This is a genomic window from Psychrobacter sp. M4 (assembly GCF_055699795.1).
The window spans coordinates 1,846,902-1,868,802 of the sequence record NZ_CM146740.1; the positions used below are offsets into that span (position 1 = coordinate 1,846,902).

Genomic DNA, 21,901 nt, shown 5'->3' on the forward strand with positions numbered 1-21,901 from the left:
ACGTATTGAACTGACCCCCTAAACTTGGACAGTTTAAGTTTACATCAAGGACTGAGTTCTGTACTTTACAGGACTCAGTCCTTTTAGTTTAAGTTGAATTCTCTCATGATTATAGTAGTGGATATACTCATGAATCTGTTGCTCTAAATCCTCAATGGTATTCGGTTTCTCAATATAAATCGTCTCACATTTGAGCGTACCAAAGAACCCTTCCATCAATGCATTGTCTAAGCAATTACCCTTACGGCTCATACTTTGATTAATATGATTCGCTCTAAGCGTACTTGCAAACGGTTTCATTTGATAGTGCCAGCCTTGATCTGAATGCAGGGTGAGCTCCTCTTTGCGCTTTGCAGGTATGTTTTTAACGGCACGCTCAAGCATCTGTTTGACTAAGTTATAGACGGGTCGTCTTGAAAGCTCGTAGCTGATGATCTCATTGTTGTAGCCATCGAGTATGGGTGATAGATACAACTTATCACCGCCGACCTTAAATTCAGTGATGTCAGTAAACCATCTGCGATTAGGCGCACCTGCTCTGAACTTACGCTTGACCCTGTTCTTAGCTATAACGCCGCACTGTCCTTTGTAGGATCGATACCTTTGTCGTCTGATTCTGGCAGTCAGCTTAAGCTGTCCCATAAGCCTTGCAACCCGCTTATGGTTGACCTTTAGTCCTTCATTCTTAAGTGTCTGAGTGATTCGACGATAGCCATATCGACCTTTATGCTGGTGGTAGATATCACGGATGCGCTGTTTCAAGGGAGCGTATTTGTCTTTATCCCAAAGACTCGCTCTATGATAGTAGAAACTACTCCTTGCAAGCTTTGCTATGGTGAGTAAGTCAGATAACACGTGCTGTTGTCTTAGTCCTTCGATGAGCCTTGCTTTTTGTCTGCTTGTTCCTCCGCTCTGAGCAAGGCATCGAGCTTTTTTAAATACGCATTCTCCGCTCGTAGATACTCGTTCTCACGTTTGAGCTCTGCTAGGGTCTTGTCCTCATCAGGTTTGTCTGTGATAGGAGAGGTCATAGGATTACTACCTTTATATTTAGAGGTGAGTCCAGACATACCGTAGTGTCGATAAGCGTTGTGCCAGTGGCTAATAAGCGCAGGTGAGCTGATAGTAAACCTAAGGGCAGTTTCAGACTGACTTAGTCCTTCTGATAACATCACAGCGAGCACTTTATACTTAAAGTCGCTACTGTATTTAGTCCTATCGACCTTAGGCTTGATAGCGTCTATGCCACCATGTTGATATTGCTCGACCCATTTGCTGACAAACCGCGGATTTACAGAAAACTTCTCACTGGTAGCATGTCCGCTATGTCCTTGCTTGTAGTATGCTATGACTTTGATCTTAAAGTCTAGATCGTAACGCATAAAATAACCCCCATAAATTGTGTCCAACTTATGGGGGGCAGTTCATATTTAGAGGCTTTTTAACATGCTTCATGTAAATTTATTATAAAAATGATCTGTTTTACAAAGTAGCCGCTACTACTTTATCATTTAGCTGGCATGAAAGTATTTTTTTAATACCTCTAAGCAGCGGGTAATCTTTGCAGGTTGCTGCTCTCGATTTAAGGTAACGGCATACAAAACAAAACTTGGTAGCTGGTAGCCTGTCAATACTTCAACTAACTCCCCTCTCTCTAGCTCCTTTTTGATATCCATCTCCATTATTCTGACCAAACCATGACCTTCTTTGGCTAGAGTAGTCGCCATAAAGACATTGTTGGTATAGATACGTGAATTCATCTTTATACGTGATTTCTTGCCCGTTTCAGTTTGAGTTACTTCAACTTGACTGGCGTCCTTCATAATCTCAATACAAATGAGCTTATGCTCTGAGAGATCTTTTGGACTCTCTAATTTTTTGTGTTGACGCAGGTATTGCGGTGATGCAACTAGGACTTGACGAACATCAGTCAGAGGATAGTTACTTAATGTCGAGTCGCCCATAGTAGGACTCATACGAATAGCTATATCGATACGCTCATCGATCAAATCAACATAGTGATTGTCTGCCAAAAAGGTAATATTTAAATCATCGTGAGCGGCCATCCATGTCGATAAGGCTGGCAAAATATGATTGACACCAAGCTCAGGAGTAGTTGCAATGCGCAAACTACCCGCTAACTCATCACGCAGCTGATTAACTTTAATCCGACCTTGCTCAGCAGCACTAACCACATCTTTTGCTGCTTCATAAAAGCTTTCACCAGCCTCCGTCAAGCTCAGCTTACGAGTAGATCGGTGCAAGAGCACTACGCCCAACTCATTTTCTAGCGATCGTATTTGTTGACTAACCGCGCTTGTAGTAATACCAAGTTCACGAGCTGAGCCACTAAAAGAGCCGTGTCCGACTACACTGGCGAACACGGCCATACCGCGTAAATTATCTAACATAGTTCCACCTAAACAATACCTTAGTTTTTAATATAACTTAACTATTATAGCTGATTTCATTATTATTTCCATAACATTACTTATTATTATCGGTAAACTTTTCCCAACAAAGATATAAGTTTCAATACTTTAATTATCGCCTATTATGTTTTTCTTAAAATTAGGTCCTTACTACGTTTATAACTCGCCAAAATGGATTATCAATTACTATTTAACTAAGTTTAATAGTTTTTATAAAAATAATTTTACTTTACCCATTTTACCTTCACCACGATTAGATAAATATTGCATGACAGGAGATTCATGTAGCATAGATTCAGCAAGCGAAGTAGCTTGCATCATGCGCTGACTTTGACGACGTTCAGGTGTTTTATTCTCGTGTTGCATCACGCTACTATCTACTTGCAAACTGATCTGTGCTTGCGGGAACTGGTGTTGCAACTTTGTAGCTAACTCTCGAAAGGTTGCTTGCAAATGCTTACTATCAACGCCGGTTACAAATACTGCTTCTCCATTGCACTGCCCTGTCATCATACCTTGACGTGCCAGCGCTAGCTCATCTGAAGCTAGGTTATTTGTCTCACGTGCCGTTTGAAGCCAATAGTCCCATTTCTCCGGTGTCCATTCTCCTGTTAGATCCGTCGGCGGACAACGTAGTAATGCGCGCGGATCATCAACAGAGTCAGCTGGAGCATGGTTAGCTAACTGAGAATCATTTACACTCGGCTCAACGATTGGTTCAGGCTCAACGATTGGTTCAGGCTCAACGATTGGTTCAGGCTCAACGATTGGTTCAGGCTCAACGATTGGTTCAGGCTCAACGATTGGTTCAGGCTCAACGATTGGTTCAGGCTCAACGATTGGTTCAGGCTCAACGATTGGTTCAGGCTCAACGATTGGTTCAGGCTCAACGATTGGTTCAGGCTCAACGATTGGTTCAGGCTCAACGATTGGTTCAGGCTCAACGATTGGTTCAGGCTCAACGATTGGTTCAGGCTCTATAGCATTATTATCTAAAAAATAAGACTTACTTCCTCCTGCTTCGTAATCACCTGCCAAAGTATTGTCAATCAAACTTTGATCAATATCATTAGGTTCATCAGCACTACTAAGACTATCAATGCTATAAGGCTGCGGCTCATGGATAGTAGCAACATGTCCTGATTCTGTAGGAGTCGTAGAATCAAAAGTAGTAGTTTTTAAGTTATTAGAGGTATCAGTATCTAATATCTCATCAATTGGCAGTGGACGAAACGCTAATAAACGCAAGATACACATCTCAAGTGCTTGCATTGGTGTACTAGCCAGCTTAATACCTTCACGCGCCTGTACTACGATTTCATAATAAAGCTGCAACACATCAGGACTGATATGCTCTGCCAGCGCAGTAATGTTCCGCGCTTGCGCTTCATTTACGTTTAAAGCAACTTCAGGTAGTAGCTGGGTCAATGCCAATTGATGCAAAAGCTCGGCAAGCCCATCAAACATACTGGTCGCATCAACCATTTGCGCGCGCATCTGTTCGATATGAGTAGCGACCGCAGATTTATTATGGTTATAAATATCAGTAATTAGCCGTACCAAGTCAGCCGCATCTATAAGGCCAAGCATGTCGTTAACCGTGACATCATCAAGCGCTCCTTGACCAAAAGCAATCGCCTGATCGGTCAAAGATAAAGCATCACGTACCGAACCTTTAGCGGCGCTCGCCAGCTGCCAAATCGCTGGCTGCGTATAGTCAACATGTTCTTGAGTTAAGATACTGGACAAATGCTCACTGAGCAAGGTTTGCGGCAAGGGGCGCAGTACAAACTGCAAGCAGCGTGAGATGATAGTAATCGGCAGCTTTTGCGGATCAGTAGTTGCTAACAAAAATTTGACGTGCTCGGGCGGCTCTTCTAGCGTTTTGAGTAGTGCATTGAAGCTGTGCGTCGACAGCATATGTACCTCATCAATCAGATACACTTTATAGCGTCCCTGACTTGGTGCATAAGGCACATTGTCGAGGAGCTCGCGGGTGTCTTCGACCTTGGTGCGCGAGGCGGCGTCGATCTCAATTAGATCAATAAATCGTCCTTGATCAATCGCCACACAGTTATCACAAACTCCGCAAGGCGTGCTGGTAACGCCCCTATCACAGTTCAAGCATTTGGCTAAAATACGCGCGATAGTAGTCTTGCCGACGCCGCGCGTACCTGTGAACAAATAGGCATGATGCAAGCGATTATAGTCAATCGCGTTAATGAGCGCCTGAGAGACATGCGTCTGCCCAATCAGTTCATGAAAATTTTTGGGACGGTATTTACGCGCGAGGACCTGGTATTGCTGCGACATAGCTATCCATTCTGCCAAGTGATTAAAGGACTTATATTATAATAATTTCTATAGCGTTAATTTTAAATGATTGTTTGTAAGATAGTAGTTTTAAGTGACTCTTTTTAAGTTCTTATTATAGCAAAAAGCCAGACACATGCGCTGGCTTCTTACCAATCAAACGATGATCCTACTATAAATACGTTCGATAAAAGATACTAGTGACCATTAAAAATCAATTCATTAGTCTTCAATTTTGCGGCGCATATGTGGGAACAAAATCACATCGCGAATACTGGCCGAATCAGTAAATAGCATCACTAAACGATCAATGCCAATGCCCTCACCCGCTGTAGGCGGTAAGCCATAAGACAAAGCTTCGATATAGTCTTCGTCAAAATGCATAGCTTCTACATCCCCGGCGTCTTTTTCAGCGACTTGACCACGGAAGCGCTCTGCTTGATCGGCAGGATCGTTGAGTTCGCTAAAGCCATTGGCCAGCTCGCGACCGCCAATAAACAGCTCAAAGCGATCGGTAATCTCAGGATTGTCATCATTACGGCGCGCAAGCGGTGACGTCTCCGCTGGATATTCAGTAATAAAGGTAGGCTGACGCAATTGGTGTTCAGCGGTTTCTTCAAAAATAATAGTTATAAGCTTACCCACACCAAAGACGTCGTTCACAGGCTGGTGTAGCGTATTAGCAACATAATCAGCTAGGTAATCACGATCATCAATCCGCGCCATATCGAAGTTTTCAGCATATTTCTCGATCGCGTCACTCATTGTTAAACGCTCAAACGGCGCTTTTAGGCTGATGTTTTCACCTTGATAAGTCAGCTCAGTAGTACCTAATATATCTTGCGCCAACTCGTTGAATAAGCGCTCAGTTAAATCCATCAAATCATGATAATCAGCGTATGCTTGATAAAATTCAATCATGGTAAATTCAGGATTATGCCGCGTCGATACGCCCTCATTACGGAAACTACGGTTAATCTCAAATACCTTTTCAAAGCCGCCAATCACTAAGCGTTTAAGATATAATTCAGGTGCAATACGTAAGTATAGCGGCATATCTAAAGCGTTATGATGGGTGACAAACGGACGTGCTACTGCCCCGCCTGGTATCGGATGCATCATCGGCGTTTCAACTTCCATGAAACGCTCATTCAGCATAAATTTGCGAATACCGCTAATGACTTGACTGCGAACCACAAAAGTATCGCGTGTGGTCTCATTGGTCATCAAATCTAGATGACGACTGCGATAGCGTGCCTCGATGTCTGCTAAACCATGAAACTTATTAGGCATTGGGCGTAGTGATTTCGTAAGCAATTGAAAATCTTCGATATGCACATATAGATCGCCTTTGCCAGAGCGTCCTATAAACCCAGAGACCCCAACGATATCGCCTAAGTCCAGTGATTTGATGCTAGCTAGCGTCTCTGCGTCCAGCTCTTTACGAGCAACATATAACTGAATACGTCCCGTCATGTCTTGGATAACAATAAACGAACCACGATTCAGCATTACGCGACCTGCTACATTGACTTGCGTCTTGTTGCCATTCGCCGCCTTTTCTTCGATCTCTTGTTTGCTGACGCCTTCAAAAGCGCTTTGTAGATCCTGCGCGTAATCGGTGCGTTTAAACTGATTAGGATAAGGCTGTTTACCCGAAGCGGTGATGTCGTCAAGTTTAGCTTGCAGCTGAGCAATAAGCTCATTGGCCTCTTCTAAAGTGGGTGCTTGTTCTTCTTGAGCTTGATTGTTTTGGTTATTTTTAGACATAAGATTCTCAAAATAGTTGAGTTTGATTGATATTCATGTGTTTTGTATTAGATACGGTCTCTATTAATAGCATTTCTCGTTGTATGCTGGTTTTTAACTCGACTATAAAGCTTTATAAATTATAGTGCTGGGTTAAAAACCCAGCCTACGCTAAAATTCAGCTACTTAAGCCTCACCACCAATACTCGCCATCAGATCCGCTTGATGCTCACGCAACAAGGCATCTAGCAGCTCATCTAAATCACCTTCCATGATGGAATCAAGCTTATAAAGGGTTAGATTAATACGGTGATCGGTCATGCGCCCTTGCGGGAAATTATAAGTGCGGATACGCTCACTGCGATCGCCACTACCGACTAGGTCACGGCGGATAGAGTCTGCCACATCGACTTGCGCTTGTACTTTGGCTTGCTGAATTTTGGAGATCAGCATTTTCATCGCTTTATCACGGTTTTTATGCTGGCTACGCTCTTGTTGACACTCGACTACTGTCCCCGTTGGAATGTGGGTCAAACGTACCGCAGAATCGGTAGTGTTGACGTGCTGACCACCCGCGCCACTTGAGCGAAAGGTATCCATTTTGATATCAGCAGGGTTGAGATCAACGGTATCATCAATCTCAACCTCAGGCATGACGGCAACGGTACAGGCTGAGGTGTGCACGCGGCCTTGGCTTTCGGTTTCGGGCACACGCTGGACACGGTGCGCCCCTGATTCAAACTTCAAACGACCATAAACGCTATTGCCGGATATACGGCTGATGATCTCTTTATAACCGCCATGTTCGCCTTCATTAGCTGATAATACCTCTATCGTCCAGCCTTGATTCTGCGCGTACTTTTGATACATACGAAACAGATCACCTGAAAATATCGCCGCTTCATCACCGCCGGTACCCGCTCTGATCTCCAAAAATGCTGGCACTTTGTCGTTGGGATCTTTGGGCAGCATCATGACGTTCAGCTCTTCTTCCATATTGCCAATGGCCGCTTGAGCACTGTCAATCTCGTCTTGCATCATCTCTTTCATCTCAGGATCTGACGCATCTTCTAACATGAGCTCGGCATCGGCTTGGTCGGTTTCGGCCTGTACGTAGTTTTGCCATAAAGTAGTGATATCCATCAAGTCACTGTGTTCAACTGATAGTTCACGGAATTTATTATTATCGCTAATGACATCAGGATCGGATAGCAATGCGGTGACCTCTTCATAACGGTCTACCATTTGGTCTAAGCGCAAGCGCAAGGATTCTTTCATAAAAGGACTTTTATCTAGATAAGGAAAATAAGAACGCAATTATAGCAAATTTTCGCATGGAAATTAAAACTGCTAGGTAAACTTAACGCTTATATCGTCTAACGATGCCGGATAATACTAAACCGTATAGTTAATTGAAAATAAAACTATTATATGGATTTAACTGTGCTACTGGTATAAATTTTCCTTGCTGGCTGTTTACATGAATTTCACAGAGGCTGCGCAAAATTCATCCCAGTAACACTATATTCTTTTTAAAGTGCATCGACTATAGTGTCAGTTCTATTATAAAGCCATAAAAAATAGCCAAGATTGCTCTTAGCTATTTTTTGAATTAACTGAGTTTTTGATTAACTGGTTACTTATAAATACTTTTAAACTTTACGTACCAGCACCGATCCAATTGAATAACCAGCACCAAATGAGCAAATCACACCTAAATCACCTGATTCAAGCTGATCTTTGTAGCGATGAAAAACCACCATCGGACTCGATGAGCTGGTATTGGCAAACTCGTCAATAACGCTTGGTACAATAGCTTTGTCTGCCTCTTTACCCATTACCGTACGCAAGATGAGATCAAGCATATTGGCATTGGCTTGGTGGAGCCACATCATTTTGACCTCACTCGTCTCCAAATCATTTTCTTTTAAGTGCTCAATAATGATTTCGGACACCTTAGGGCAGACCTCACGAAAGACTTTACGGCCATTTTGCAAAAACAGCTTGTCGGTTACTGGCTCTTTGATATCGGGATACATTTTGGTATTGGCTGCCAAAAACTCTGAGCGATCCATAAAGCCGTATTCGTTTTTGATATTGGTTGAGAATTCAGTAAAGAGCTTAGAATTTATAATCTCGTAACCTTTAGGTTCATCCAATTCTTCAACGATACAGGCAGTCGCCACGTCACCGAAGATAAAGTGGCTATCACGATTACGCCAGTTCAGATGCGCCGAGGTAATCTCAACGTTAACCACAGCAATGCGCTTAGCAAGGCCAGTTACGATAGAGCCATGTGCTTGTGATAGCCCAAAAGTCGCCGCGCTACAAGCGACGTTCATATCATAAGCATAACCGCCGACCATACCGATCTCTTTTTGAATCTCAATAGCGACGGCAGGATAAGTGCGCTGAAAATTTGAACAAGCAAGGATAATACCGTCCAAATCATTAGCTTCAAGTCCAGCATCTTTTAGAGCGTCTTTAAGCGCTGCAGCTCCCATCTCCGCCATGACGGATAGCTCCTCGCCCAAATTACGATAAGCGATGACGGGAGCCATAATCTCCGGATCTAAGATGCCGTCTTTTTCCATCACATAACGTGATTTGATACCGGAGACTTTTTCGATGAATTCAGCCGATGAATGCTCAAGTGCAGGGATAGTACCGCCAGCTATCTCGTCGGCATGCTTTTCATTGTAATTGTCAACATACTGGTTAAAGGATTCAACCAGCTCTTCGTTACTAATACTATAAGGGGGAATATACAGGCCAGTGCCGGTAATACAAGTCGTCATGATAAGCTTCCTTGTCTACTACTGTTGCGCTTATGAATAAGCATAAGGGAGGATGGATAAGAATTAAATAGGGATCTAAATTCAGTGAATATCTGTAAACTTAAAACCAATGCCTTTATTATGCCTGAATATTATTATTTTTCTAATAGTTTGTTACAAATAATTCGCTCTGAGTCACTGACTGATAGAGACTAAACTATTTTTATGTTACCTGCGCTATAATCAGTAAAATTTAACCTCTTTAGTTACCGTCGAAAATAACAGTTAGGAATACTAATGACAGAGACTTTTAACTGGCTATTTGGACAATATGCCGATTACTCTATGCTATTTATCGGACTTGAACTTATTGCCGTGATATTTGGTGTGGCCAGTGTATTGCTTGCCCGCAAGCTTAGTGTGCTGGTATTCCCTGTGGGACTGGTGAGTACAGCGATCTTCGTTTATCTATTATGGAAGTGGCAGCTGTTTGGCGATATGTTTATCAATGCTTATTATACAGCGATGGGTTTATATGGCTGGTTTAATTGGTCAAAAAACAAACATAAAGGGCAAGATAGTAGTAACGAAACTAGCCTGCAAGATGAGATTAGTATTGAGCACATCTCAGCAAACGATATACCAGTGATGGCGTTGTTGTCTATCGCTACTGTTGGTTTTGTAGCCTTGGTTTACTATTTCCGTCCAGTTATCAACAATAACTTTAGCTTTGATGGCGTAGTGCTTGGGCTGCATTTGTTTACTTGGGTCGATTATACCGATATGCTAACTACTGCGCTGTTTTTGATAGCCATGTGGTTGATGGCAAGCCGCAAGATAGAACACTGGCTGCTTTGGATAGTTGCTGATGCGATCTCAGTACCGTTATATTTTTATAAAGGTTTTACCTTCACTGCACTACAGTACGTTGTGTTCACTCTTATCGCAATATGGGCTTATTATGAATGGCAACGACGCTACCGCATTCAATTTGACGCAGCATACGCCTAAATCCGTTTTTAAAGTTGCGATTCTAGGAGCAGAAAGTACAGGCAAAACTACTTTATGCCGTGATTTGGCCGCACATTTTGACAGTTTGTGGGTACCAGAATACATGCGTACTTATTTGCAAGCCAAGTGGGATAACAAGCAACTAACCTGTACATGGGAGGATTTACTGCCTATTGCTGAAGGTCAAATAAAGCTTGAAAACCGTTTAGCCAAACAGACAGCACAAGTCTTGCAAAACTCTAACCAACAAAAATATCTATTCTGTGATACCAGCCTGTTTGAGTTGATGGTTTATGCCAACTGGTATTACGGTGATTGTCCTAATACTTTAAAAGAAGCGGCGCTGGCGCATCATTATGATTTGATCTTACTCACCGAAGTTGATATTCCATGGGTTGCTGATGACTTGCGGGATAGCCCGCACCAACGTGGGGAGATAAGTGCGTATTTTGAGAGTCAATTAAGTGTTCATAATAAAAAATTTAAGCAGATTGGTGGTACTAGACAAGAGAGAGTCTGGCAAGTAATTGAAATTCTAGAATCACTAAATTGAATAATATCTTTGCTTAGGCTATTTAGTTATATTATATAGCTGCTATTATCTATCGTACTACCGATTGCTAAAGCCTTACTAGGAATAACTTTTGAAAGCCTCTATCTACACGATTATTGCTCTTATAGCCTTTGCCGCTAATTCCCTACTTTGTAGAATGGCATTGTCCGAGAACTATATTGATCCTTGGAATTTTACTATCATTCGTCTACTTGGCGGTGCTATCTGCTTAGTTATTATTATGTTTCTGCATGAACAGCGCATAAAAAACCAAAACAAAGATGACGAAAATAATAACAATGCTGATGTCCCTGTTGTCTTAAGCAAACGAATTTCAAATGAGCAGATTTTAAGTGATAAAGGCAGTTGGCTTAGTAGTTTCAGCTTGGTGGCTTATGCGCTTTGCTTCTCGCTTGCCTATGTCGAGCTGGATACCGGAACAGGCGCACTTATCCTGTTCGCAGCGGTACAGTTTACAATGATTGGTTGGGGTATTTATCAAAAAGAGCAATTAAGCTTAATACAATGGGCCGCTCTTGTTGTAGCCTTTGCAGGTTTTATTTATCTGATGCTGCCTTCGGCGACAGTGCCCTCGTTATTCGGAGCAATAATCATGATGACAAGTGGCATTGCTTGGGGTATTTATAGTGTGCGCGGCAAAGCTTGTGTATCGCCGCTACGAGCTACAGGTTTTAATTTCATCAGAAGCCTAGTCGCTCTCCCCTTACTTTTGCTAGCAGGAATAACTTACTTAGCAGATATCAATATACAAGGTATACTACTAGCTGGCGTGTCAGGCGCAATCACCTCTGGCATCGGCTATAGTATTTGGTACGTCGCCATGCCGCTCCTAAAAAGTACTCAAGCTGCAGTGGTACAATTTTGCGTGCCAATATTGGCCGCTATTGCAGGCGTGCTATTTTTATCTGAAGCGCTGACACTACGTTTTATCATAGCAAGTACGGTAATTTTAGGCGCAGTATTGGTGTTCGTTTTAAACAAGCATATCCCTAAATCTCCTACTCAAGTCAAAATCGTCAACTAAACAGATTAAAAGTTATTAAAAAGCTGTCTAAATAATACAGTTTATAAATAATACCTTGAAACATTTTAGCTACTAAACTAATGTTAATCTACAACGATGATTTATAGTTATCCTTGTAAGATACGCTTTTAAGCTTCAAACCATCTATTTATTAAAAATAATTGAGGAACATTATGAAAAAATTATTAGCAACTGCACCTGTTTTTTTACTACTAGCAGCTTGTGCAAACAATCCATTTATGAACAACAATAACAGCAATCAGATGGCTACTAATCAACAGGTTAGTAACTTTACTTGTAACGACAATGGTAAAGTTACCGCTAGATATGCACCTGACGGTAGTGCTGCTGATTTGAATGTTACGCTTCCTAAAATTGGTTTAAATAATCAGCAAATGATCCTTACCCAAGTGGTATCAGGTTCTGGCGCTCGTTACGCCAATACGACTGATCCTAAAATGAGCTATGAGTGGCAAACCAAAGCAGATTACGGCATCATGAGTGTACGTATGGCAAATGGTCAAGAATATAGTGTTAATTGTCAGCTGTAGAACACCGCACTGATATAATAAGCTAGGATTGTTAATCAACAATAATTGAAGAGCCAGTCGTTTGAATGATTGGCTTTTTTTTTACTTAAACACAAAGTGCTTAGGCTTAAATGAATAAAAAAGCAAAGGTAGCTTAGGTTGTCTTTGCTCTTTAAGTTTTATAAGCTTAGCTGTTCATCGAATACAATTTTATAAATTTTAATTTTTACGACCAACAAACTGCACCACAGCGCTAAGTCCTTGATGATCTGTACCCTCCGAAATCATACGTTGTTTTTCAACACCAATAATCTCCTCAAGCTCGGATAGCTCTGCTCGCAAATTTACTAGTGAATTAAAGCGCTGTTTTTGCGTAGCAGGTGGCCCGCCAACAGCGTCCATTGCAAGCTGCTGTTCGGTATAAGCCTCGACAATAAATACGCTATTTGGTTTTAGTGCTAGGCCAATCTGCGCATGAACGTACTGACGAACAGTTTCAGGCATATGCGCCCAAATAGAGATGATAGCGTCCCACTTTTGCGCACCAAATTGATAGTCCGCTAAATCTGCCACTTGAGTTTTAATCTTGACACCTCTCTCACCAGCAAGTTTCACTGCTTTATTTAATCCCACCTCAGATAAATCCATCGCCGTCACATCATAACCTTGCTCAGCTAAAAATACCGCGTTCCTGCCCTCCCCTTCGGCCAAGCATAATACACGGCCGCCTACGGGTATATGCTGATACTGTTCTTTCAAAAAGTCATTAGGCTCGGTACCAAAAATATATTCTACTGTGCTGTAGCGTTCGTTCCACATTTTGTATTCCTTATGGTTTGGTTGAGGCTTTACTTATCGAGATCGCACAAACAAATATGATAAATCATACAACGCCATCACTATAAATCAATCATCTGACTGCTTTTGTAACGCTCCAAATATGGTTATAAATGCTATTAAGCCTAGTGTTAACAGCATATACTATAACTATATCGCATTAGTTATTGATTGTGGTGTAATGACTAACCATTTTTTTTATAAAAACTACAGCGTATATGTATTGTATTTAATCAAGGTCTTATAAAAGGATTTTGGCCATGACTACCGTCAATAACCCACAAAACGCTCCTCGTCAAGAACATGACTTGATTGGCTATCGAGATGTTCCTATAGATGCTTACTATGGCATCCAAACCTTGCGTGCTTCTGAGAACTTTACGGTAAGCGGCGTACGCTTATGTCAATTTTCTACTTTTATTCGAGCGTTTGCGACCGTTAAAAAAGCAGCAGCCATTACCAATAATAAACTGGGTGTGCTAAGTGACTCTATCAAAGGGGTCATTGTGGCTGCCTGTGATGAATTAATCGCTGACAAACATCATGAGCAATTTATCCTCGATATGTTTCAAGGCGGCGCTGGTACTTCAACTAATATGAATGTCAATGAGGTCATTGCCAATCGAGCGTTAGAGATTCTAGGCTATGAGAAAGGTGACTATGAGCAGCTGCATCCAAACAATCATGTCAACCTATCACAGTCTACCAATGATACCTATCCAACCGCATTGAAGGTCGCCTTAGATGAGTACTGCGCTCTACTGCTAAGTAAAATGCAGATTCTACATAAAAGTTTTATCAATAAAAGTATTGAGCTGGCTGATCAATTAAAAATGGGACGTACTCATCTACAAGACGCGGTGCCTATGACCGCAGGGCAAGAATTCAACGCCTTTGCGACGATGATAAAAAAAGAGATGGATCGTATCGAAGCTACTCGCGACCTATTTTATGAAATTAATATGGGAGGTACAGCGATTGGTACCGGTTTGAATGCGCCAGCGGGCTATTCACAGCTCTGCGCGCAAACTTTACACAAGCTTACTGGCAGACCTTATTACATCGCGGAGGACTTGGTTCAATCCTCCCAAGATACCAGTGCTTATGTAGTTTTGTCTGGTAACTTGCGTTTACTAGCGGCGCGCTTATCCAAAATCGCTCATGATCTGCGCTTGGAATCCTCTGGCCCGCGTGCAGGTCTAGCTCAGTACTGTTTGCCAGAGATGCAGCCGGGTAGCTCCATTATGCCCGGTAAAGTGAATCCTGTTATTCCAGAGGTTGTGAACCAAGCTTGCTTTCATGTTATGGGTATCGACCATACCATTATCATGGCTGCTGAGAGTGGACAGCTGCAACTTAATGTGTTTGAGCCGGTGATCGCCTTTAATTTATTTACTGGCATAAACATGCTTACCAATATTTGTGAGATATTTGCCACCCGCTGTATCGATGGTATCAAGATGAATGATGATTACTGCAATGGTCAAGTTCTTAACAATATTGGTCTGGTGACAGCGTTAAATCCGCATTTGGGTTATGAGTCCTCAAGTTATGTGGCAAAAAAAGCGCAAGAAACTGGCGGTAGTGTGTATGATATTATTTTGGCAGAAAAACTAATGGATAAAGCGACTTTAGATAACCTGCTATTACCTGAGAATATGGTTTATCCGAAGGCTGATTGAATGGTTTTTCTTGGCTTAAAAAAAGGCTGAATTGGCAGTTATTGGTTCAGCCTTTTGGTTATGTTCATTCTGATCTAAATACAGATCTATTAAGATCAGACTTTTCTAACCACTACAGTAACCTAGTAAAACTTACTCTTCTATCAACAAGTTTATTATTTTTGTTTTAGTGTTTTTATTTCAGCTATTTTATTCTATGCTAAATATAGCCGTGGCCTTATTAGGGCCTCTGTTAGCGTTTATTTAGGAGTAGAAAATGAGATATAAACCTGTAACGCTCAGCAAACTCTCGCTTATTGCTTTTATAAGTCTTAGCGCTTGCACCGCCCCTGATAGCTCGGCTCAAGCTAACCTGTCAAATGAAATCAGTGCTCAGCCGCCCACCTTTGACCAAGTTAAAAGCACGCCCTTTACGCCTGAACTTGCCCCGCAATCCACCTATGCTATGGATGAGATGATTGCTATCCCAGCGGACACTTATACCCTTGGTAGAGACGACGGGCCAAGAGATGAGCAGCCTGAGCATGCAGTCCAACTACCTGCATTTAAAATAGATCGCACCGAAGTCACTAACGCCGCTTTTAGTGAGTACCTAAATGCGCTAGATATAGACGTATCCAAACCCTTTGCTGCTGGCAGGGCCACGCGGGCAGATTTACCTACAGATAGCGTTATTTTGCTGATGGAGGAAGACCGCAGTAGTGGTTTGTATCCGATCATCGCCCTTGATGATCCGCAAGCTCGTATCGGCTATCACGATGGTGCGTTCACCGTTAGTCAAGGTTATGAAGATCATCCTGTGACCGAAAGCACCTGGGCGGGAGCGCAAGCTTACTGCAGGTGGCGCGGCGCGCGCTTGCCTACTGAGGCTGAATGGGAGGCTGCTGCCCGTGGCCGTGACGCTCGTCTGTATCCTTGGGGTAATACTGCGCCCGATGCTAGCCGCGCTTTTACCTCAGGACGTACTGGGGTAACCAGCGCGGTCGGTAATCGATCAGACGGAGCCTCTCCCTATAGCGTGCTTGATATGAGTGGCTCACTGGCTGAGTGGACGTCGAGTCTCAAGCGTCCCTACCCTTATGATGCCGATGATGGACGCGAGGTATTTGAACATACGGGCGAGCGCGTTACTAGAGGCGGCGATTATATTTACGATGCTGACGCCGACACGTTAACTGCTACCCACCGTAATGGTTTCTCTAATGCCCCAGGACGTGGGCATCGCCATATTGGTTTTCGCTGTGCCATTGACGATAGCGTTTAGGATGTCCAATCTAAAAGCCTACGACAAGCGCTTGTAAATAGGTACCTCTAGACTAACTTGTCTTTACTTAAGACTTTGAAATAAAAAACTGAGATAAGTTTATCGCTAATAAGAATAGATTTTATAGTTAAATATTTCTTCACCAAAACCCCTTATAGATTAGACATGCTATAATATTGCCGAAATTTTATTAGGCATTCGTAATTTATCTATCGATTAGGTCCTATATTAGTTTTGGAGAGGTTTAATGAGTTTAAAGAACACCCGTGCAAACTACGGTACTATAGCGAAGTGGTTATATTGGGGGGTAGCGTTATTGTTTTTAGGGGCTTATGCCAGCGTTTATTTTCGCCACTGGTTCACAGTAGATGATACTCCAATTAATTGGACAGCATTGCAGCTACATTTATCTTTTGGGGTATCAGTAGGCGTATTAGTGATACTGCGTATCATTTGGCGTTTGAGAAACATTCAGCCTGATGAAGAACCAGGTACTAAAATGGAGCATTTAGCAGCGCATGCCGGACATATTGCTTTGTATGCTGTACTAATTATTATGCCATTGACAGGTTATCTTGGTGCTAGTGTGGATACTGAATTTTTCAGTCTCTTTGTAATTCCAAAATTTGAATCTACTACTCTATTTCAGTCTGTCATTCGCGATGGCATGGGTATCACTTATGAGGAATTTGAAGCGCCGCTAGATTTTCTTCATAAGCAAGTATTTGGTAAATGGTTGGCTTGGATGCTAGTAGTTGGTCATATATTAGCGGCTCTCTATCACCATTATGTGAAAAAGGATCGGACACTTATCAAAATGACCACAGGCGGTAACTAAACCTCCTACCTCGATCCATTTTAACAATCTTTAATCAATGATGGTCTCTAATTGACAAAGGAAAACCCATGATCAAAAAATCGTGGGTTTTCTTCTTATATAGGGTTTTTATGGCTTAGCTATATCATTTTGACGCAGTTTTAGTAATACCTTTTGATGCCATGGCAGGTTTTGATAAGCTTGCAGCTGCGCAGCCGCTTTTCTTTTATTTCGCATTGACACAGTGTTCTGAATCACAAATACCTTGCGCTGGACTTGCTGCACAGCTTGTCCTTTCTCATCTTTGACTATTGCCTGAATGGTATATTGCCCGGGAACTAGATCTACAGTCGCAATAGAAGCACTTAACCCTCGGGCAATCTCATTGCCGTTGAGATAAATACTAACACTATCACCCGCTTGCAGTTCCGGCTGTAGTTGCAAATTAACATCAATGCTTTGAGCAGGGCGGTGATAGGCGCGCGAGTCACTTGGTTCAAGTATAGTTAGTTGATAGCTGACTTGGCCGTTTTTCTCAGTGCTGTCAGTAGTAGCTTTTACGTTGGTTTGTTGATCATTACTAGATTGATTACTGGTATTATTACTCGAACCAATAGAGTTACTTCCTGTCATAATATTGGTTTGAACCACTTGCTTATCGGCCTCTTGCTCATAGCTTTGTGGACGGTCGGTAAAGGTGACTTGACCAGTTTGCTCATCAACCACTTTATAGATTGACGCTGCCTTTAGCATAGGTGCATAAAAACTAGCTATGGTTATAGTCAGACCAGTCAACAGCCCTACTAGCTTGTTATTAACTTTATCTAAACGAATCGTTTTTATTGATGAGATCATAGTCAGTCAACTTAATTATTTATTATTAGTCAACATTTTATCACAATTACTTAAAACGCAAAGACTAAAAAACCAGCTAAGACTCACTTAACTGGTTTTGAATTTTGAACGATGCTAACTTGTTGTTTAATAAGCAAACTGTTTAATAAAAAACTAGCAGCTATAGTACAAGTCAAACTCCACAGGATGTACAGTGACATTAACACGCTGTACTTCTTCTTCTTTTAGCGTAATAAATGCCTCTAACATCTCTTTAGTGAACACATCACCCTTTAGCAAGAATTCATGATCGTCTCGCAGTGCTTGCAAAGCAATTTCCAAGTTTTCAGCGACGGTTGGAATTTGAGCTTCTTCTTCTGGTGGCAAGTCATATAAGTTTTTGTCAGCAGCTTCACCTGGATGCATCTTGTTTTGAATGCCATCAAGACCTGCCATTAATAGTGCAGCAAAAGTCAGATAAGGGTTAGCCGCAGGATCAGGGAATCGCGCTTCAACACGAACCGCTTTTGGACTGCTAACATGCGGAATACGAATAGACGCTGAGCGGTTAGAAGCTGAATAAGCAAGCTTAATTGGCGCTTCATAATGCGGAACTAAGCGTCTGTAACTGTTGGTTGAAGGATTGGTAATGGCATTCAACGCGCGCGCATGTTTGATGATACCACCAATGAAATATAGTGCGGTCTCAGACAAGCCTGCATACTCATCACCTGAAAAGGTATTGACGCCGTCTTTTGAGATAGACATGTGTACATGCATACCTGAACCGTTATCACCAACGATAGGCTTTGGCATAAAGGTCGCAGTTTTACCAAATTGATGGGCGACGTTATGTACAACGTATTTTAGCTGCTGTACTTCATCTGCTTTACGTACTAAAGTATTAAAGGCAACCCCAATCTCCGACTGGCACGGCGCAACTTCATGATGATGCACCTCAATACAGCCCTCGCCAATAATTTCTTCTAGACGCTCACACATAACTGAACGCATATCTTGCGAGCTATCAATCGGTGGTACTGGAAAATAAGCGCCTTTAACACGTGGACGATGGCCCATGTTGCCCCACTCATAACTCTCGTTGGTTGACCACGCGGCTTCTTCGGCAGTGATTTTGTGGCTGACTCCTGACATCTCAATCGACCATTTCACATCATCAAAGATGAAAAATTCAGGCTCAGGACCAAAATAAGCCGTATCACCAATACCTGTTGATTTTAGGTACTCCTCAGCACGGCGAGCGATAGAGCGTGGATCGCGATCGTAGCCTTGTAACGTAGATGGTTCAATGATATCGCAGGTAACAACGACAGTGACTGCATCAAAGAAAGGGTCTAAGAAGGCGGTTTCTGGATCAGGACGCAAGATCATATCAGAGGCTTCAATGCCTTTCCAGCCTGCAATGGATGAGCCGTCAAACATTTTGCCATCTTCCATCACCTCTTCGTCAATAGTGGATGCCGGAAAGCTAATGTGTTGCTCTTTACCGCGAGTATCGGTAAAGCGAAAATCAACCCATTTGGCATCAGATGATTTGATAAGGTCCAGTAATTTATTCGACATGAATATCTCCGTTGTGGTTGCTACTGTTGTAATTTATAGTTGCCATTACACTTTTAGTACTGCTGTTTATAGTACTACTGATTTAAATATTGGGGCTATTTTAGCAATATCTGACCCATAATAGTTAACTGTTATAAAACTCTCGTCAACCTATATATTATTTATAAACGTAATTTAGGACTAATCAGCTAGTGCAAACGTTATGCCAAACCACTGTAGGTTTACTGGTTTATAACTATAAAAAACCTGTTAAAGCCTTTATTGTTAAGGGATGTAGTAATAAAAATTACTTAGCATAGCTGATAGACACTGTCGATAAGTGTATAATATTAGTTTATTATAGATCCCTTTATTCATCATATAAGTGCATTATTTTTATCATGCCTCAACATGGTGCATTATAAAGAAAACTAATCTTACTATAAGTTTGTAATCGTTTAACCCCAGATTTTCATGGATCGAAATAAATAGTTAAGCTAGTTGTAGATAAACCGTGCTGCGTTTGATAGATAACGAAATAATGGTAAGATATCAAGCTTTAATAAAAGCAATCGTGCTAAAAACAGCCGTAGCCGCTAAAGATTTATAAAACATTACGATAAAAAGTTGAAACCACAATGATTCTAATGATCGATAATTACGACAGCTTTACCTATAACATTGTACAGTACTTTGGTGAGTTGCAGCAGGACATCACCGTCTGGCGTAATGATCAGGCCACTATTGAGCAGATTAAAATTCTAGCTCCTGATATCATCGTCATTGGCCCAGGGCCTTGTGATCCGGACCGCGCTGGTATTTCGCTTGAGGTTATTGATACCTTCAAAGGCGTCATTCCAATATTAGGCATTTGTTTGGGTCATCAAGCGATCGGACAAGCCTTTGGTGGTCAAGTTGTCAAAGCTGGCGAGGTTATGCATGGCCGTTTATCTGCCGTTCAGCATAATAATCAAGGCGTATTTACCGATCTGCCTAACCCTACTCAAGCTACGCGCTATCATTCCTTAGTCGTTGACAAAAACAGCCTACCTGACTGCTTAGAAGTCACAGCATGGACACAAAATTCTGACGGTAGTATTGAGGAGATCATGGGCTTTCGTCATGAAACTTTTGCGATAGAAGGGGTACAATTTCATCCTGAATCTATCTTGAGTGAAGCAGGTTATCAGCTACTGAATAATTTCTTAAAAGCTCATAATCTGGCAGTATTAAATACCGACGAGTTGCCGCAAGTAGGCTAATAAGTTGATTTTTAGTCTAAAATTAATTCAATAGTAAAACTTAAAAGACAATAATGGGCGAGATCATAATGACTAACCGTGTACAAGGTGCCAATACGTCAACCTTATTAGCTGCCAGCACTGCTGAAGATATTGAAAAGCTCTCAGATGAGCATATTCATAAGCTACTGGCTACTGCTTTAGATCGAATTTTCCAACGTATTGACTTAACCTTTGATGAGATGCATCAAGTCATGCTCATTATTATGCAAGGTCGCTGTAGCAGTGCCATGATGGGCGCGATATTGGCGGGTCTGCGCATGAAAGGTGAATCTATTGACGAGATTACCGCAGCAGCGAAAGCTATGCGTGATTTGGCAGATAATATTGAACCAAAAGGCTGCAACTACCTAGTCGATATCGTCGGTACCGGCGGTGATGGCGCTAATTTATTTAACGTCTCCACTGCCTCAGCTCTAGTGGCTGCTGCTGCTGGCGCGCAAGTAGCAAAACATGGCAACCGCGGGGTATCTACTAGTTCTGGTAGCTCAGATTTGCTTGAGCAAGCTGGTATCAGTCTAGCACTCACATCTAATCAAGCAAAAGAATGTATTGAAAACCAAGGCATCGGCTTTTTATTTGCGCCTAATCATCACAGTGCCATGCGTTATGCCAATCCGGTACGCCGTGAGCTTAAAGCGCGTACTATTTTTAATATCTTAGGGCCTTTGACTAACCCAGCTGGCGTGCCTAATTTAGTCATCGGCGTGTTTACCGCGCAGCTGTGTGAGCCGATAGCCAAAGTGATGAAAAACTTAGGTGCCAATCACGTAATGGTCGTCGGCGCAAGAGACGGACTCGATGAGATCAGCCTTGCCACCTCAACCACCGTCGCTGAACTAAAGGACGGCGAGATATCTGTTTATGAATTGATGCCAGAAGATGCTGGTATCGACTCGCAAACCTTGATCGGTCTTGATGTAGACTCGCCAGAGCAAAGCTTAGCGCTTATACGCGCCGCCTTATCAGGAGAGGAAACCTTTGACCGTGCGGTACTCAAAGCCCGTGATATGATCGCGCTTAATGCAGGCGCGGCGATATATACAGCAGGGCTTGCTAGCAACTACCCTAATGGGGTTAGTCGCGCCCAAAAAGTCATTCAAGAAGGCATTGCTTTGAGCAAACTTGAATCTTTGGCTGAGTATACGCAAAAGCTGGCAGCGGATGCTTAGCCTTTAAAAAAAACGATATAA

Annotated in this window: 18 protein-coding genes and 1 pseudogene; 9 read left to right on the forward strand and 10 right to left on the reverse strand. The window is 42.2% G+C overall.

Annotated features, from left to right (window positions below; translation table 11 throughout):
• Positions 1–39 precede the first annotated feature (39 nt).
• The 7 genes and pseudogenes from ACR63N_RS07495 to ACR63N_RS07525 form a co-directional block, all read right to left on the reverse strand.
• Positions 40–882, reverse strand: a pseudogene (locus tag ACR63N_RS07495) (IS3 family transposase); the annotation flags it as partial.
• Positions 867–1,382, reverse strand: a complete 516-nt coding sequence (locus ACR63N_RS07500; RefSeq protein WP_367105913.1) for a transposase — start codon at positions 1,380–1,382, stop codon at positions 867–869. The gene ACR63N_RS07500 and the pseudogene ACR63N_RS07495, both read right to left, overlap by 16 nt.
• Before the next feature lie 129 nt (positions 1,383–1,511).
• Positions 1,512–2,411, reverse strand: a complete 900-nt coding sequence (locus ACR63N_RS07505; RefSeq protein WP_367105835.1) for a LysR family transcriptional regulator — start codon at positions 2,409–2,411, stop codon at positions 1,512–1,514.
• Between the two features lie 231 nt (positions 2,412–2,642).
• Positions 2,643–4,745, reverse strand: coding sequence for a DNA polymerase III subunit gamma/tau (gene dnaX / locus ACR63N_RS07510; RefSeq protein ID WP_472781785.1), 2,103 nt, complete (start codon positions 4,743–4,745; stop codon positions 2,643–2,645).
• Positions 4,746–4,967: 222 nt separating this feature from the next.
• Positions 4,968–6,515 carry a lysine--tRNA ligase gene (gene lysS, locus ACR63N_RS07515; protein WP_472781786.1) on the reverse strand — a complete coding sequence of 516 codons (1,548 nt, stop codon included), beginning with the start codon at positions 6,513–6,515 and terminating at the stop codon, positions 4,968–4,970.
• A 165-nt stretch (positions 6,516–6,680) separates the two neighbouring features.
• Positions 6,681–7,772 carry a peptide chain release factor 1 gene (gene prfA / locus ACR63N_RS07520; protein WP_472781787.1) on the reverse strand — a complete coding sequence of 364 codons (1,092 nt, stop codon included), beginning with the start codon at positions 7,770–7,772 and terminating at the stop codon, positions 6,681–6,683.
• 374 nt (positions 7,773–8,146) lie between these two features.
• The gene (locus ACR63N_RS07525) at positions 8,147–9,292 is read right to left on the reverse strand and encodes a beta-ketoacyl-ACP synthase III (RefSeq protein WP_367107001.1); all 1,146 of its coding nucleotides are present in this window, start codon (positions 9,290–9,292) and stop codon (positions 8,147–8,149) included.
• A gap of 276 nt (positions 9,293–9,568) precedes the next feature.
• On the opposite strand from ACR63N_RS07525, the gene pnuC reads away from it, so the two are divergent.
• The 4 genes from pnuC to ACR63N_RS07545 all read left to right on the forward strand — a co-directional run bounded on the left by pnuC (position 9,569) and on the right by ACR63N_RS07545 (position 12,431).
• The gene (pnuC, locus tag ACR63N_RS07530) at positions 9,569–10,282 is read left to right on the forward strand and encodes a nicotinamide riboside transporter PnuC (protein ID WP_367107000.1); all 714 of its coding nucleotides are present in this window, start codon (positions 9,569–9,571) and stop codon (positions 10,280–10,282) included.
• On the forward strand, positions 10,233–10,835 hold the full coding sequence (locus ACR63N_RS07535) for an AAA family ATPase (RefSeq protein WP_472781788.1): 603 nt from the start codon (positions 10,233–10,235) through the stop codon (positions 10,833–10,835). The genes pnuC and ACR63N_RS07535 overlap by 50 nt, the downstream gene beginning before the upstream one ends.
• Positions 10,836–10,926: 91 nt before the next feature.
• Complete coding sequence (locus ACR63N_RS07540; RefSeq protein ID WP_472781789.1) at positions 10,927–11,880, forward strand: DMT family transporter; 954 nt, start codon at positions 10,927–10,929, stop codon at positions 11,878–11,880.
• A 173-nt stretch (positions 11,881–12,053) separates the two neighbouring features.
• Positions 12,054–12,431, forward strand: a complete 378-nt coding sequence (locus tag ACR63N_RS07545; RefSeq protein ID WP_367106997.1) for an MliC family protein — start codon at positions 12,054–12,056, stop codon at positions 12,429–12,431.
• A 198-nt stretch (positions 12,432–12,629) separates the two neighbouring features.
• Here the strand turns inward: ACR63N_RS07545 and ACR63N_RS07550 are convergent, their stop codons facing one another.
• Positions 12,630–13,229 (reverse strand): class I SAM-dependent methyltransferase, encoded by a 600-nt coding sequence (locus tag ACR63N_RS07550; protein WP_472781790.1) that lies wholly within the window; start codon positions 13,227–13,229, stop codon positions 12,630–12,632.
• Between the two features lie 278 nt (positions 13,230–13,507).
• Between ACR63N_RS07550 and ACR63N_RS07555 the strand changes: the two genes are divergently transcribed.
• From ACR63N_RS07555 to ACR63N_RS07565, 3 genes are all read left to right on the forward strand, one after another.
• Entirely contained in the window at positions 13,508–14,929 is a 1,422-nt protein-coding gene (locus ACR63N_RS07555; RefSeq protein WP_367104453.1) for an aspartate ammonia-lyase, read from the forward strand.
• Between the two features lie 256 nt (positions 14,930–15,185).
• The gene (locus ACR63N_RS07560; RefSeq protein WP_472781791.1) at positions 15,186–16,193 is read left to right on the forward strand and encodes a formylglycine-generating enzyme family protein; all 1,008 of its coding nucleotides are present in this window, start codon (positions 15,186–15,188) and stop codon (positions 16,191–16,193) included.
• Between the two features lie 247 nt (positions 16,194–16,440).
• On the forward strand, positions 16,441–17,031 hold the full coding sequence (locus ACR63N_RS07565) for a cytochrome b (RefSeq protein WP_472781792.1): 591 nt from the start codon (positions 16,441–16,443) through the stop codon (positions 17,029–17,031).
• Between the two features lie 108 nt (positions 17,032–17,139).
• Here ACR63N_RS07565 and ACR63N_RS07570 read toward each other — a convergent pair whose 3' ends face one another.
• The gene (locus ACR63N_RS07570) at positions 17,140–17,865 is read right to left on the reverse strand and encodes a DUF4124 domain-containing protein (RefSeq protein ID WP_472781793.1); all 726 of its coding nucleotides are present in this window, start codon (positions 17,863–17,865) and stop codon (positions 17,140–17,142) included.
• A gap of 153 nt (positions 17,866–18,018) precedes the next feature.
• Positions 18,019–19,434, reverse strand: coding sequence for a type I glutamate--ammonia ligase (gene glnA / locus ACR63N_RS07575; RefSeq protein WP_472782724.1), 1,416 nt, complete (start codon positions 19,432–19,434; stop codon positions 18,019–18,021).
• A gap of 611 nt (positions 19,435–20,045) precedes the next feature.
• On the opposite strand from glnA, the gene ACR63N_RS07580 reads away from it, so the two are divergent.
• Both ACR63N_RS07580 and trpD read left to right on the forward strand, forming a co-directional pair.
• On the forward strand, positions 20,046–20,669 hold the full coding sequence (locus tag ACR63N_RS07580) for an aminodeoxychorismate/anthranilate synthase component II (RefSeq protein WP_367104448.1): 624 nt from the start codon (positions 20,046–20,048) through the stop codon (positions 20,667–20,669).
• A 221-nt stretch (positions 20,670–20,890) separates the two neighbouring features.
• Positions 20,891–21,880 (forward strand): anthranilate phosphoribosyltransferase, encoded by a 990-nt coding sequence (gene trpD / locus ACR63N_RS07585; RefSeq protein ID WP_472782725.1) that lies wholly within the window; start codon positions 20,891–20,893, stop codon positions 21,878–21,880.
• The last annotated feature ends 21 nt before the right edge of the window (positions 21,881–21,901 follow it).